The sequence below is a fragment of the Streptomyces sp. NPDC059785 genome (genome assembly GCF_042732375.1).
GTDB lineage: Bacteria > Actinomycetota > Actinomycetes > Streptomycetales > Streptomycetaceae > Streptomyces.
Window position 1 is genome coordinate 110,556 of record NZ_JBHWHV010000019.1, and the last position, 13,379, is coordinate 123,934.

Annotated in this window: 13 protein-coding genes; 8 read left to right on the forward strand and 5 right to left on the reverse strand. The window is 71.9% G+C overall.

Annotated elements, in window-relative coordinates; translation table 11 throughout:
• Positions 1 to 155: 155 nt before the first annotated feature.
• On the forward strand, positions 156 to 1,070 hold the full coding sequence (locus ACFV6E_RS17165) for a HipA family kinase (RefSeq protein WP_385462411.1): 915 nt from the start codon (positions 156 to 158) through the stop codon (positions 1,068 to 1,070).
• 71 nt (positions 1,071 to 1,141) lie between these two features.
• On the opposite strand, the gene aceB is transcribed toward ACFV6E_RS17165, so the two are convergent.
• Both aceB and ACFV6E_RS17175 read right to left on the reverse strand, forming a co-directional pair.
• Positions 1,142 to 2,767, reverse strand: coding sequence for a malate synthase A (gene aceB / locus ACFV6E_RS17170; RefSeq protein WP_385169764.1), 1,626 nt, complete (start codon positions 2,765 to 2,767; stop codon positions 1,142 to 1,144).
• 160 nt (positions 2,768 to 2,927) lie between these two features.
• Positions 2,928 to 3,527 (reverse strand): NTP transferase domain-containing protein, encoded by a 600-nt coding sequence (locus ACFV6E_RS17175; RefSeq protein ID WP_385462414.1) that lies wholly within the window; start codon positions 3,525 to 3,527, stop codon positions 2,928 to 2,930.
• 219 nt (positions 3,528 to 3,746) lie between these two features.
• Here ACFV6E_RS17175 and ACFV6E_RS17180 point away from each other — a divergent pair, with 219 nt between their 5' ends.
• Positions 3,747 to 4,061: a DUF5955 family protein gene (locus ACFV6E_RS17180; protein WP_385462417.1), complete on the forward strand. Its 315-nt coding sequence runs from the start codon at positions 3,747 to 3,749 to the stop codon at positions 4,059 to 4,061.
• Between the two features lie 36 nt (positions 4,062 to 4,097).
• Here the strand turns inward: ACFV6E_RS17180 and ACFV6E_RS17185 are convergent, their stop codons facing one another.
• Positions 4,098 to 4,910, reverse strand: coding sequence for an IclR family transcriptional regulator (locus ACFV6E_RS17185; protein WP_385462420.1), 813 nt, complete (start codon positions 4,908 to 4,910; stop codon positions 4,098 to 4,100).
• 282 nt (positions 4,911 to 5,192) lie between these two features.
• Between ACFV6E_RS17185 and allB the strand changes: the two genes are divergently transcribed.
• The 4 genes from allB to ACFV6E_RS17205 all read left to right on the forward strand — a co-directional run bounded on the left by allB (position 5,193) and on the right by ACFV6E_RS17205 (position 9,586).
• The gene (gene allB / locus ACFV6E_RS17190; protein WP_385462423.1) at positions 5,193 to 6,533 is read left to right on the forward strand and encodes an allantoinase AllB; all 1,341 of its coding nucleotides are present in this window, start codon (positions 5,193 to 5,195) and stop codon (positions 6,531 to 6,533) included.
• A gap of 84 nt (positions 6,534 to 6,617) precedes the next feature.
• Positions 6,618 to 7,832, forward strand: a complete 1,215-nt coding sequence (gene alc / locus ACFV6E_RS17195; RefSeq protein ID WP_385462426.1) for an allantoicase — start codon at positions 6,618 to 6,620, stop codon at positions 7,830 to 7,832.
• Between the two features lie 117 nt (positions 7,833 to 7,949).
• Entirely contained in the window at positions 7,950 to 8,783 is an 834-nt protein-coding gene (locus tag ACFV6E_RS17200) for an AIM24 family protein (protein ID WP_385462429.1), read from the forward strand.
• Between the two features lie 407 nt (positions 8,784 to 9,190).
• On the forward strand, positions 9,191 to 9,586 hold the full coding sequence (locus ACFV6E_RS17205) for a ribonuclease domain-containing protein (protein ID WP_385462431.1): 396 nt from the start codon (positions 9,191 to 9,193) through the stop codon (positions 9,584 to 9,586).
• A gap of 63 nt (positions 9,587 to 9,649) precedes the next feature.
• On the opposite strand, the gene ACFV6E_RS17210 is transcribed toward ACFV6E_RS17205, so the two are convergent.
• A complete protein-coding gene (locus ACFV6E_RS17210) occupies positions 9,650 to 10,675 on the reverse strand; it encodes an aldo/keto reductase (RefSeq protein WP_385169743.1) in 1,026 nt (341 codons plus the stop codon).
• A gap of 130 nt (positions 10,676 to 10,805) precedes the next feature.
• Here ACFV6E_RS17210 and ACFV6E_RS17215 point away from each other — a divergent pair, with 130 nt between their 5' ends.
• Positions 10,806 to 11,468: a response regulator gene (locus tag ACFV6E_RS17215; protein WP_385462434.1), complete on the forward strand. Its 663-nt coding sequence runs from the start codon at positions 10,806 to 10,808 to the stop codon at positions 11,466 to 11,468.
• Positions 11,469 to 11,478: 10 nt separating this feature from the next.
• Here ACFV6E_RS17215 and ACFV6E_RS17220 read toward each other — a convergent pair whose 3' ends face one another.
• Entirely contained in the window at positions 11,479 to 12,489 is a 1,011-nt protein-coding gene (locus ACFV6E_RS17220; protein ID WP_385462437.1) for a Gfo/Idh/MocA family oxidoreductase, read from the reverse strand.
• 136 nt (positions 12,490 to 12,625) lie between these two features.
• Between ACFV6E_RS17220 and ACFV6E_RS17225 the strand changes: the two genes are divergently transcribed.
• A complete protein-coding gene (locus ACFV6E_RS17225; protein WP_385169784.1) occupies positions 12,626 to 13,363 on the forward strand; it encodes a GntR family transcriptional regulator in 738 nt (245 codons plus the stop codon).
• Positions 13,364 to 13,379 lie beyond the last annotated feature (16 nt).

Sequence of the window (13,379 nt, forward strand, 5' to 3'; positions counted from 1 at the left end):
GGGAGTTCACGCAGAACACGTCCGTCTCGGACATCCGGTGAATGAAGATGAGGAGTGCTCACTTTTCCCGGCGGTGATTTCCGGACATGCGGCGGCAGCCCGCAGGAAGCCCAATGGTCATCCGGTGATCAACCCCCGGTTACTATGCTCACCTGATGCTGAGAGAGGTCACCGCCACCCGTTACGTCACCCCGCTGCACTCGGGCGGCTCCGTACCCGGCGTCGTCGAGGCCGACGACCTCGGAACGTACGTCGTGAAGTTCACCGGCTCCGCGCAGGGCCGCAAGGCGCTGGTCGCCGAGGTGATCGTGGGTGAGCTGGCACGCCGGCTCGGACTGCGCTTCCCCGAACTGGTCCTGGTGGACTTCGATCCGGCGATCGCCGCCGACGAGCCGCACCAGGAGGTCCAGGACCTGCTGCGCTCCAGCGCCGGACGCAACCTCGGGATGGACTTCCTGCCGGGCGCGGCCGACTTCACCCCGGAGCTGGCGGAGCGGTTCGCCGTCGACCCGCTGGAGGCGGGCAAGGTGATCTGGCTGGACGCCCTGACCGTCAACGTCGACCGTACGGTGCACAGCTCGAACCTGATGCTCTGGCCGACGGCGGGCGTCGCCCCGCCGAAGCTGTGGCTGATCGACCACGGCGCGGCCCTCGTCTTCCACCACCGCTGGGACACCTCCGCGCCGGAGAAGTCCTACGACTTCCGCCACCACGCGCTCGGCGGCTACGCGCCCGACGTCCGCGCCGCCGACGCCGAACTGGCGCCCCTGGTCACCCGGGACCTGCTGCGCGCCGTCGTCGCCGAGGTGCCGGACGCCTGGCTGGCGGACGAGCCCGGCTTCACCACGCCGGACGAGGTACGGGAGGCGTACGTCGGCTACCTCCACGCGCGCGTGGAGGCGTCCGCGGCCTGGCTGCCCACCGACTTCCCCAGCCGCGACGAACTCGCCGCCGAGGAGGCCCGACGGGCCGCGAAGACCCGCCGCGGCCGCCCGGCCTGGCTGAAGCAGGTCCCCGACCTGCACGGCAAACCACCCGCGGAACAGGACTGGACGGTGCATCTGGGGTGAGCGGGGGCGAGGGCACGGGGGCGCGGCCGGGACCACCCCGGAGTGGTCCCGGCCGGGGCCCCGGGTGAGGGTCAGCCCTTGAGACGTTCGTACGCCGGGAGGGTCAGGAAGTCGGCGTAGTTCTCGTCCAGGGCGACCGTGAGCAGCAGGTCGTGGGCCTGTTGCCAGTTGCCCGCCGTGAACGCCTCGTCGCCGAGTTCGGTGCGGATGGCCGCGAGTTCTTCCGCGGCGACCTTGCGGGCCAGTTCCGGTGTCGCCTTCTCGCCGTTCTCGAACTCCACGCCCGCGTTGATCCACTGCCAGATCTGGGAGCGGGAGATCTCCGCGGTGGCCGCGTCCTCCATCAGGTTGAAGATCGCGACCGCGCCGAGGCCGCGCAGCCACGCCTCGATGTAACGGATGCCGACCTGCACGGCGTTGACCAGGCCCGGGTACGTGGGCCTCGCGTCGAGCGTGTCGATCGCGATCAGGTCGGCCGCCGCCACGTGGACGTCCTCGCGCAGCCGGTCCTTCTGGTTCGGCTTCTCGCCGAGGACCGCGTCGAACGACTCCATGGCGATCGGCACCAGGTCCGGGTGGGCCACCCAGGAGCCGTCGAAGCCGTCCCCGGCCTCACGGTCCTTGTCGGCCTTGACCTTCTCGAAGGCGACCTTGTTGACCTCCTCGTCGCGGCGCGAGGGGATGAAGGCCGCCATGCCGCCGATCGCGTGCGCACCGCGCTTGTGGCAGGTGCGCACGAGGAGTTCGGTGTACGCGCGCATGAACGGGGCCGTCATCGTGACCGCGTTGCGGTCCGGGAGCACGAACTTCTCGCCGCCGTCACGGAAGTTCTTCACGATGGAGAACAGGTAGTCCCAGCGGCCCGCGTTCAGCCCGGAGGCGTGGTCGCGGAGCTCGTACAGGATCTCCTCCATCTCGTACGCCGCCGTGATCGTCTCGATCAGGACGGTCGCGCGGACGGTGCCCTGCGGGATGCCGAGGTGGTCCTGGGCGAAGACGAAGACGTCGTTCCAGAGCCGGGCCTCCAGGTACGACTCCGTCTTCGGGAGGTAGAAGTACGGGCCCTTGCCGAGGTCGAGCAGGCGCTGGGCGTTGTGGAAGAAGTACAGGCCGAAGTCGACCAGCGCGCCGGGGACGGGCGTGCCGTCCGCGTCGACGAGGTGCCGCTCGTCCAGATGCCAGCCGCGCGGGCGCGTCACCACCGTGGCGAGCTCGCCGGCGGCCTTCAGGGCGTACGACTTGCCGGTGCGCTCGTCCGTGAAGTCGATCCGGCGCTCGTAGGCGTCGGTCAGGTTGAGCTGGCCGAGGATCACGTTCTCCCAGGTGGGCGCCGAGGCGTCCTCGAAGTCCGCGAGCCACACCTTCGCGCCCGAGTTCAGCGCGTTGATGGTCATCTTGCGGTCCGTGGGGCCGGTGATCTCGACGCGGCGGTCGTTCAGCGCGGCCGGTGCGGGGGCCACCCGCCAGGAGTCGTCCGCGCGGATCGCGGCGGTCTCCGGGAGGAAGTCGAGGGTCGAGGTGCGGGCGATCTCGGCGCGGCGCACCGCCCGGCGGGCGAGGAGCTCGTCACGCCGGGGCGTGAACAGCCGGTGCAGCTCGGCCACGAAGGCGAGGGCCGCGTCGGTGAGGACCTCTTCCTGCCGGGGCAGGGGCTCGGCGTCGACGATGGCCAGCGGGGACGGCGCTGGTGCGGACATGAGCTGTCACTTCCTTCAGCGGGCGTGCGGCGGGGCGTTTCCGTCAGTGGATAGTAGTTTCCTCATTGTGGAAGTTCAATGGTTTGTTGATGTCAAGAATCTCCGGCTCGACATACTCGGCCTACTCGACCGGCAGAGGCGGCCGGCTCCGGACTGCCGCTCACTCGAGGTGGACGAGATCCGCCTCCGTGTCGATGTCGTACGCCTCCGCCACGTCCCCGCATTCGATCAGCGTGAGCGCGTCCGCGTGCGCCCGCAGGTAGTCGCGCGCTCCCCGGTCGCCGGTCGCGCTCGCCGCGATCCCCGCCCAGTGCGCGGCGCCGAACAGCACGGGGTGGCCGCGTTCGCCCCGGTACGCGGCGGCGGCCAGGGTCCGCGGCGACTCGTACGCGCTCCGGACCCGGGCGACCGCCTCGGGGCCGATGCCCGGCTGGTCCACCAGCGAGACCAGCGCCGCCCGCGCCCCGGTGTCCGCCAGCGAGCCGAGACCGGCACGCAGCGAACCGCCCATGCCGTCCGCCCAGTCCGGGTTGTCCACCAGGACGCAGCCGGGCAGCACCGCCCGCTCCCGTACGGTCGCCGCCCGGGCTCCCAGTACCACGTGGATGCGAGTGCAGCCGCCCGCCCGCAGTACGCCGGCCGCGTGCTCGACCAGGAGGCGGCCCCGGTGCGGCAGCAGCGCCTTCGGGCGGCCGCCCAGGCGGCGCCCGCCGCCGGCCGCCAGCAGCACTCCGACGACCTGCTCGTTGTTCTCCGTCATGGCACCTGCCCACCGTTCTCCGTCATGCCCCCTGCTTACCCGACCCGCCCGCGAACCGGTGCGGTACGGCCGGTGTCCCGGCAGGGAAATTCGGTCCGCGCAGTGGCGCCCACCGCCACGCGTGGCGTTTACTTGCCCGCATCCCACGGCGCCTGACCAACGCCGCACGGGAGTTGAGCGGTGCGAGAGGGCGCACAAGGACGTGCGAGGGGGAGAGCTGTGTTGCGGAGCTTGGGACAGAGGCCAGTGACCGGCAGCGACGAGGACCCGAGGGTGGTGGAATTACGGTCCGCCGTGTCCCGGCTGCGCCGTGAACTCGCCGCGCACCCGGCCGAGTTCGCCGACCGCGGCATCGCCGAGGACGAACTCGCCTCCCTGGCCGCGATGGCCGGCGGCGGCAGCCCCGAGATCCCGCGGCTGCGCCGCTCCCTGCTGCTCGTCGCGGGCGCGATCGGTTCGGTCAGCGCCCTGACGGCCGGGCTGGCCGAGGTGCGCAACGCGGTGGAACTGTTCGGGCGGCCGCCCCGGGGATGAGGTCAAGGGCAAGGGGCGGGGGCGCGTCGCCGAGGCTTACGTCGTCTGGCCCGAGTTGGCCAGGGACTCCGACAGCTCCGCCGCCACCTGCTGTAGTACGGGAACGATCCGTTCCGTGGCGGCGTCGGTGACGCGGCCCGCCGGGCCCGAGATCGAGAGCGCCGCGGCGGTGGGGGAGTCGGGGACGCTCACCGCGAGGCAGCGGACCCCTATTTCCTGCTCGTTGTCGTCGACCGCGTAGCCGAGCCGGCGCACCTCGTCCAGCGCGGCGAGGAAGCCGTCCGGCGTGGTGATCGTCTTCTCCGTCGCCGCAGGCATCCCCGTACGGGACAGCAGCGCGCGCACCTCGTCCGCCGGGGTGTCCGCGAGCAGCGCCTTGCCCACGCCCGTGGAGTGCGGCAGCACCCGGCGGCCGACCTCGGTGAACATCCGCATCGAGTGCTTCGACGGCACCTGGGCGACGTAGACGATCTCGTCCCCGTCCAGCAGCGCCATGTTCGCCGTCTCGCCGGTCTCCTCGACGAGCCGGGCCAGGTACGGGCGGGCCCAGGTGCCGAGCAGCCGGGACGCGGACTCGCCGAGCCGGATCAGACGGGGGCCGAGCGCGTACCGGCGGTTGGGCTGCTGGCGCACGTAACCGCAGGCGACCAGGGTGCGCATCAGGCGGTGGATGGTCGGCAGCGGCAGCCCGCTGCTCGCGGAGAGTTCGCTCAGGCCGACCTCGCCCCCGGCGTCCGCCATCCGTTCCAGCAGGTCGAAGGCGCGCTCCAGGGACTGGACACCGCCGCTGGCGGAGGCTGACTTGGCGGCGGCTTGTGCGGGGGCGTCGCTGGCGCTGGACGTCGGCACGGCGCGGTCCTTTCGAGGCGGGCGGGCAGAGAGGCAGCCTACCCGGCGGCCGGTTGACTCCCCGGTTGTGCGTAGCTACGTTCTGCTCGCCGGAATTTTAGTTTCGCTTCGTGGAAACGTCCAGGATTCGGGATGCCGGGGGCCTCCAGGAGGTGGTGGCGGCCGGGCGGGCCGGGGACCCCTTGACGGTGGGAGATCCCGGGGGAAGACTCGTGACGACTCCTTCAACAGAACGTTGAATTCTGTTGCGTGGAGGTAAACGGCGGCATGGAAGGGGTCCGGGTGTCCGACGTCGAACTGGTGCTGCGCTCGACGCGCGTCATCACTCCCGAAGGGACGCGGCCCGCCTCGGTCGCCGTCGCCGCGGGGAAGATCACCGCCGTGCTCGCGCACGACGCCGAGGTACCGGCCGGTGCCCGCCTGGAGGACTTCGGCGACGACGCGCTGCTGCCCGGCCTCGTCGACACCCACGTACACGTCAACGACCCCGGGCGCACCGAGTGGGAGGGCTTCTGGACGGCGACCCGCGCGGCCGCCGCCGGCGGCATCACCACGCTCGTCGACATGCCGCTCAACTCCCTGCCGCCGACCACCACGGTCGCCCATCTGCGTACCAAGCAGGACGTCGCCCGCACCAGGGCGCACATCGACGTCGGCTTCTGGGGCGGCGCCCTGCCCGACAACGCCGGGGAACTGGGGGCGCTGCACGACGCGGGTGTCTTCGGCTTCAAGGCGTTCCTCTCGCCCTCCGGCGTCGAGGAGTTCCCCGAGCTCGGCCCGGAGCAGCTCACCCGGTCCCTCACCGAGATCGCCGGGTTCGGCGGGCTGCTCATCGTGCACGCCGAGGATCCGCACCGGCTGGCCGCCGCCCCGCAGAAGGGCGGCCCGCGCTACGCCGACTTCCTCGCCTCGCGCCCGCGCCGCGCCGAGGACAGCGCCGTGGCGCACCTCATCGAGCAGGCCCGGCGGCTCGACGCGCGCGTGCACGTGCTCCATCTGTCCTCCAGCGACGCGCTGCCGCTGATCGCCGAGGCCAGGGCCGAGGGCGTCCGGCTGTCCGTCGAGACCTGCCCGCACTACCTCACCCTCACGGCCGAGGAAGTCCCGGACGGCGCCAGCGAGTTCAAGTGCTGTCCGCCGATCCGCGAGGCAGCCAACCAGGACCTGCTGTGGCAGGCGCTCGCCGACGGCACCATCGACTGTGTCGTCACCGACCACTCGCCCTCCACCGCCGACCTCAAGACCGACGACTTCGCCACCGCCTGGGGCGGCATCTCCGGCCTCCAGCTCAGCCTGTCCGCCGTCTGGACCGAGGCCCGCAAGCGCGGGCACGGGCTGGAGGACGTGGTGCGCTGGATGTCCTCCGGCACGGCGCGGCTCGTCGGGCTCGACGGGCGCAAGGGCGCCATCGCGGTCGGGCGCGACGCCGACTTCGCCGTCCTCGACCCCGACGCGACCTTCACCGTGGATCCGGCCTCGCTCCAGCACCGCAACCGCGTCACGGCGTACGCGGGGAAGACCCTCAGCGGTGTCGTCCGCTCCACCTGGCTGCGGGGGCGGCGCGTCTTCGCCGACGCGGGGTTCGGGGAGCCGTCCGGGCGGCTGTTGGTCCGGGAGCGCTGAGCGCTCTCCGCACTGATACAAGACCACCGCGCGTCCGCACGCGTCGCGGCCGGAACACCCAATCCGAGAGGGAGACTTATCAACGTGACGGCCATACCCGGCTTCACCGGAGACGCGAACCCCTACGGCGGCGGCGACCCCTACGCGGACTACCGCACCGCGGACTTCCCCTTCACTGAGTACGTCAATCTCGCCGACCGGCACCTCGGTGCGGGCGTCATCGCCGCCAACGACGAGTTCTTCGCCCAGCGCGAGAACCTGCTCCTGCCCGGACGCCCCGAGTTCGACCCCGAGCACTTCGGCCACAAGGGCAAGATCATGGACGGCTGGGAGACCCGGCGGCGGCGCGGCGTCTCGGCCGCGCACCCGTGGCCCGCTCCCGACGACCACGACTGGGCCCTCGTACGCCTCGGCGCCCCCGGCGTCGTCCGCGGCGTCGTCATCGACACCGCGCACTTCCGCGGCAACTATCCGCAGGCCGTGTCGGTCGAGGGGATCTCCGTCCCCGGCTCGCCCGCCGCCGAGGAACTGGTGGCCGACGGGACGAAGTGGACGACCCTCGTGCCGCGCACGGCGGTCGGCGGGCACGCCGCCAACGGGTTCGCCGTCGACGTCGAGCAGCGCTTCACGCACCTGCGCGTCAGCCAGCACCCGGACGGCGGCATCGCCCGGCTGCGCGTGTACGGCGAGGTCGTACCGGACCCCGCGTGGCTGTCCGCGCTCGGCACCTTCGACGTCGTCGCGCTGGAGCACGGCGGCCGGGTCGAGGACGCCTCCAACCTCTTCTACTCGCCCGCCACCAACACCATCCAGCCGGGGCGCTCGCGCAAAATGGACGACGGCTGGGAGACCCGGCGGCGGCGCGACAGCGGCAACGACTGGATTCGTTACCGGCTGGTCGCGCAGTCCGAGATCCGCGCGATCGAGATCGACACGGCGTATCTGAAGGGGAACGCGGCCGGGTGGGCGGCGGTCTCCGTGTGGGACGCGGGTGCGGGTGCGGGTGCGGGTGCGGGTGCGGGTGCGGGTGCGGGCGCTGACGCGGGCGCGGGTGGGGGCCCGGGCGCGGGCCCGGGCGCGATGGCGGAGGGCGGTGGTGAGTGGGTCGAGGTGCTGCCCCGGACTCGGCTTCAGCCCGACACCTGTCATCGGTTCGTTCTCGACACGCCCGTGGTCGGTACCCACGCGCGCGTGGACATCTATCCCGACGGGGGGATCTCGCGGCTGCGGCTGTTCGGGGCGCCTACCGGGGCCGGGGCTGCGCGGCTGGTCGCGCGGCATCAGGAACTGGGTGGCTGACAGGAGCTGGGTGACTGACAGAACTGGGTGGCTGACAGGAACTGTGCGGTGGACCGGCCCGGGGACGGGTCGGTCCGGTGTCCGGAACTTCTTCGTCCGCTTCACCGTTCTTCCGGCGTGACCCTTCAGCAAGAAATCGTCGGCAACGCCATGCAGATGGCGGTCGTGAACCTGACCCCCGGGCAGACCGTGTACTGCGAGGCCGGGAAGTTCCTCTTCAAGACCACGAACGTGACCATGGAGACCCGGCTCTCGGGACCCTCGGGCGGTGGTGGCGGTGGCGGTCAGCAGCCGGGTGGTGGCGGTGGCGGCGGTGGCGGCATGGGCGGGATACTGCGGCAGGCCATGGGTACGGCCATGCAGGTCGGTCAGCGCGCTCTCGCGGGGGAGTCGCTGGCGTTCCAGTACTTCAGCGCCCAGGGCGGCCAGGGCACTGTCGGCTTCGCCGGTGTGCTGCCGGGGGAGATGCGCGCCCTGGAACTGAACGGCACGCGCGCGTGGTTCGCCGAGAAGGACGCCTTCGTGGCGGCCGAGTCGACGGTGGAGTTCGGCATCGCCTTCCAGGGCGGCCGGACCGGGCGCAGCGGCGGCGAGGGGTTCATCCTGGAGAAGTTCACCGGGCGCGGCACCGTGATCATCGCGGGCGCGGGGAACTTCATCGACCTCAACCCCGCGGACTTCGGCGGCCGGATCGAGGTCGACACCGGGTGCGTCGTCGCCTTCGAGGAGGGCATCCAGTACGGGGTCCAGCGGGTCGGCGGGCTGAACCGGCAGGGGTTGATGAACGCCGTGTTCGGCGGTGAGGGGCTGTCCCTGGCCACGCTGGAGGGGAACGGCCGGGTGATCTTGCAGTCGCTCACGATCGAGAGCCTCGCCAATGCGCTGAAGAAGGCGCAGGGCGGTGACAAGCAGGGGCCCACGGGGGGTCTTTTCTCCACGCATGCCGGCTGACGCGGGTCGCGTGGTCGTCCTTCCCACGGTCCGTGGGTCGGGGCCGCGCCGGTACATCCGCCCGTCGCTGTCGTGGTCGCCCAGGGGGTTGACTCGTGCTGGTTTCCGTACGACCACGCCATCGACGGGCATTTGATGTACCGGCGCGGCCCCTTCCGTGCTTCGTCCGCTGCGGGCGCGATTCGGCTGCGAGGCGAAGTTGCGAGGCGAGGTTGCGGTGCTTCGTCGGCCGCGGGCGCGATTCGGCTGCGGCACGAGGGTTCGGTGGCTCGTCGGTCGCGGGTCCCGTGTCTCTCGTCGGCTGCGGGCCGAGTTTCGTCAACTCTGTGAAAACACACGGAACTCGGCCGGAAATTCTTCATTCTTGACATTGACATGCCAGGGTCTACGCGCGTCATGCTAGACGCATGAGATTCCCCCCACGTTTCTCCCGTATCGGCGCCGCAGGCGCCCTGCTGTCCGCCCTGCTCATCGGCGGCACCGTCAGTGCGAACGCCGCGGACACCTCGGTCGCCGCGGTCGGCAGCATCTGTTACAGCGATCTGCCCTCGCAGGCCTACGACACGCTCGACCTGATCGAGTCGGGCGGTCCCTTCCCGTACTCGCAGGACGGGACCGTCTTCCAGAACCGGGAGGGCATCCTGCCGTCCCAGAGCACCGGCTACTACCACGAGTACACGGTGATCACGCCGGGGTCCTCGACGCGCGGCGCCCGTCGCATCGTCACCGGTGAGGAGTACCAGGAGGACTACTACACGGCGGATCACTACGCCTCGTTCGACCTGGTCGACATCGACTGCTGACCGTTCCAGGATCCTCGCCCCGCGGACCCCCCACTGCCATCGGCCGCGGGGCGAGGTACGGCCTCAGACGCGTCGTGGTACCACTCGTCTGCCCGACGTCCCGTACACCCAGGCCGCGGTGTCGTCCAGGAAGTCCGACGGGAAGCCCGGGCGGAAGCCGGTGGCGCTCTCCAGGCCGGCGATCACGTCCTCGGGCAGTTCCAGGCCCGCCGCGCCCAGGTTGTCGGTGAGCTGGGCCGCGGTGCGGGCGCCGACGATCGGGTGGACGGCGGGGGAGCGGGCCATGGTCCAGGCGAGTGCCACCTGCGCCGGGGACGCGCCCAGGGCGTCGGCCGCGGACCGTACCGCCTCCGCCACCGCGCGCTCGTGTTCGCCGATCGCCTCGGCCGGCAGCCGGGTCGGGGCGCCGGTACCGGCGCCGGGGTCCGTGTACTTGCCGGACAGGATGCCGTTCTGGAGCGGGCTCCAGGCGGCCACCGACATGCCGAACGCCTCCGCCATCGGCAGGATCTCCCGCTCGATGTCCCGGCTGAGCAGGCTGTACGGGACCTGGAGCGCCGAGAACGGCGTCCAGCCGTGCCACTCGGCGAGGGTGTTGGCCCGTGCGACCACCCACGCCGGGGCGTCCGAGATCCCCACGTAGAGGACCTTGCCGGAGCGTACGGCGTCGTCGAGCGCTCTTGTCGTTTCCTCGATCGGGGTGTTGCGGTCCCAGATGTGCACCCAGTACAGGTCGATGTAGTCGGTGCCGAGGCGGCGCAGGCTCGTCTCCAGGGAGAGCGTCAGGTTCTTGCGGTGGTTGCCCGCGGCGTTCGGGTCGCTGCCGTCGCGCGAGACCGTGTACTTCGTGGACAGCACGAAACGGTCGCGGCGGCCGGCGAGCAGCTCGCCCACGATCGCCTCGCTGGCGCCCGCGCGGTAGTTGATGGCCGTGTCGACCACATTGCCGCCCGCCTCCGCGTACACGTCCAGCATGCGCGCGCACTCGTCGAGCGGCGCCCCCATGCCGTCCTGTTCGCCGAACGTCATGGCGCCCAGGAAGAGTTCGGAGACCCGCAGTCCCGTCCGCCCCAGCAGTCGATAGCGCAACCGTGTTCCTCCGTGCTCGATCCGTTCGCCGACCGACGTTAGCCGCTGACGGCGCCGCGAGGGGCACGGTTGCGCAGGTCGCCGCCCCGGACCGGGCACGGTGCGCGCAAGGAGCTGTTCACGGTGGGGCATGACCGCTATCCGGCTGCTCCTCGTCGACGACGATCCGCTCGTGCGCGCCGGGCTGTCCCTGATGCTGGGCGGCGCCGACGACATCGAGATCGTCGGCGAGGCCGCCGACGGCGGTGAGGCCGGCGCGCTCGTCGACCGGACCCGGCCGGACGTCGTCCTCATGGACATCCGGATGCCAGGGACGGACGGTCTCGTCGCCACCGAGCGGCTGCGCGCCCGTGCGGACGCCCCGCAGGTGCTGGTGCTCACCACCTTCCATGCCGACGAGCAGGTGCTGCGCGCGGGCGCGGGCGGGTTCGTCCTCAAGGACACGCCGCCCGCGGAGATCCTGGCGGCGGTCCGCCGGGTGGCGGCCGGCGAGCCGGTGCTCTCGCCCTCCGTCACCCGCCAGTTGATCGAGCACGCCGCCGGGGCTTCCGCCGGCACCCGGCGCGGTGCCGCGCGGGAGCGGATCGGCGTCCTCAACGACCGTGGGCGCGAGGTCGCCGTCGTCGTCGGGCGTGGCGCCTCCAACGCGGAGATCGCCGGGGAGCTGTACATGAGCGTCGCCACGGTCGAGACCGACGTCTCCCGCGTCCTCGCCGAGCTCGGCCTCGACAACCGCGTGCGGATCGCGCTGCTGACCTACGACGCGGGGCTGGTGGAGGCGGGCGGGCGGTGAGCGTCGGGCGTCAGTCGCGGCCGCCCGGGATCTCCGCCAGCTGGACCGGGCGGTGTTCCAGGCGGGACAGTTCGCAGGCCTCCGCGATGCGCAGGGCGTGCAGGGCCTCGCGGCCGTCGCAGGGGTTGGTGCGTTCGCCGCGGACGACCTCCACGAAGGCGGCGAGCTCGGCCTCGTACGCGGGGCCGAAGCGTTCCAGGAAGCCGGTCCAGGGCTTGTCCGCGGGCGGCGGGCCCGCCGGTTCGGTCGAGGCGATCGGCGTACGGTCGTCCAGGCCGACGCCGATCTGGTCCAGCTCCCCGGCCAGCTCCATGCGGACGTCGTAGCCGGCGCCGTTCATCCGGGTCGCGGTCGCGGTGGCCAGGGCGCCGTCGTCGAGGGTGAGGACGGCCGCGGCCGTGTCGACGTCGTGCGCCTCGCGGAACATCGCCGGACCGGCGTCGGACCCGGTCGCGTACACCTCGGTGACCTCGCGGCCCGTCACCCAGCGCAGCATGTCGAAGTCGTGGACGAGACAGTCCCGGTAGAGGCCGCCGGAGAGGGGGAGGTAGGCGGCGGACGGCGGGGACTGGTCGGAGGTGTTCGCCCGGATCGTGTGCAGCCGGCCGAGGCGGCCGGACCTGACGGCCTCGCGTGCCGCCGCGTAACCCGCGTCGAAGCGGCGCTGGAAGCCCAGTTGGAGCACCGTGCCCGCGGCATCGACCTCGGTGAGCGCGGCCAGCGTGCCCGGCAGGTCGAGGGCGATCGGCTTCTCGCAGAACACCGGGAGCCCGGAGCGGGCCGCCCGGCCGATCAGCTCGGCGTGGGCCGCGGTCGCCGCGGTGATCACCACGGCGTCCACGCCCCAGGTGAAGATCTCGTCCGGGGTGGGCGCCGCCGTGGCACCCAGCCGGTCGGCGAGCTCGTGGGCCCGCGCGCCGTCCGCGTCCGTCACGATGAGGGAGCCGACCTCGCGGTGCCGGCTGAGAGCGGTCGCGTGAAATGTGCCGATACGACCCGTTCCGATGAGTCCGATGCGCATGACAACAAATTGCGGGTCGACCCGGCGGCGTGTCAATGGTTTGTCCGGCTGTCCGGACAATCGAACTTCACAACTTCCCGTCAACATCTCCCGGGGCTACGCTCGGCGCGTGGCCAAACCAGACGTGGATCCGACCGTGTCGCTCCAGCTCAGTGTCGACCGCAGCAGTCCGGTCCCCCTGTACTTCCAGCTCTCGCAGCAGCTGGAGGCCGCGATCGAGCGTGGCGCGCTCACCCCCGGCAGCCTGCTCGGCAACGAGATCGAGCTGGCCGGCCGGCTCGGTCTCTCCCGGCCCACGGTCCGCCAGGCCATCCAGTCCCTCGTCGACAAAGGACTCCTCGTACGGCGCCGCGGCGTCGGCACCCAGGTCGTGCACAGCCAGGTCAAGCGCCCCCTGGAGCTCAGCAGCCTGTACGACGACCTGGAGGCGGCCGGGCAGCGGCCGGCCACCCGGGTGCTGCACAACGCCCTCGAACCCGCCTCCGCCGAGGTCGCGGCCGCCCTCGGGGTCGCCGAGGGCGGCGAGGTCCACCGCGTCGAACGGCTCCGCCTGGCCCACGGCGAGCCGATGGCGTACCTCTGCAACCACCTGCCCACCGGTCTGCTGGAGCTGGACAGCGGGCGGCTGGAAGCGACCGGTCTCTACCGGGTGATGCGCGCCGCCGGCATCACCCTGCACAGCGCCCGGCAGTCCGTCGGCGCCCGCGCCGCCACCGCCGAGGAGGGCGAGCGGCTCGGCGAGAGCGCCGGCGCGCCGCTGCTCACCATGGAGCGGACCACCTTCGACGACACCGGGCGCGCCGTGGAGTTCGGCTCCCACACCTACCGCGCCTCGCGCTATTCGTTCGAGTTCCAGCTCCTCGTCCGGCCGTGAACGCAAGTGGTCCGAC

What these genes read in the sequence shown, in the direction of transcription:
- ACFV6E_RS17215 (WP_385462434.1), top strand. Translation starts at nt 10,806, where the DNA reads ATGACCGCTATCCGGCTGCTCCTCGTCGACGACGATCCGCTCGTGCGC.
- aceB (WP_385169764.1), bottom strand. Translation starts at nt 2,767, where the DNA reads ATGTCCGCACCAGCGCCGTCCCCGCTGGCCATCGTCGACGCCGAGCCC.
- ACFV6E_RS17165 (WP_385462411.1), top strand. Translation starts at nt 156, where the DNA reads ATGCTGAGAGAGGTCACCGCCACCCGTTACGTCACCCCGCTGCACTCG.
- ACFV6E_RS17220 (WP_385462437.1), bottom strand. Translation starts at nt 12,489, where the DNA reads ATGCGCATCGGACTCATCGGAACGGGTCGTATCGGCACATTTCACGCG.
- ACFV6E_RS17205 (WP_385462431.1), top strand. Translation starts at nt 9,191, where the DNA reads ATGAGATTCCCCCCACGTTTCTCCCGTATCGGCGCCGCAGGCGCCCTG.
- ACFV6E_RS17175 (WP_385462414.1), bottom strand. Translation starts at nt 3,527, where the DNA reads ATGACGGAGAACAACGAGCAGGTCGTCGGAGTGCTGCTGGCGGCCGGC.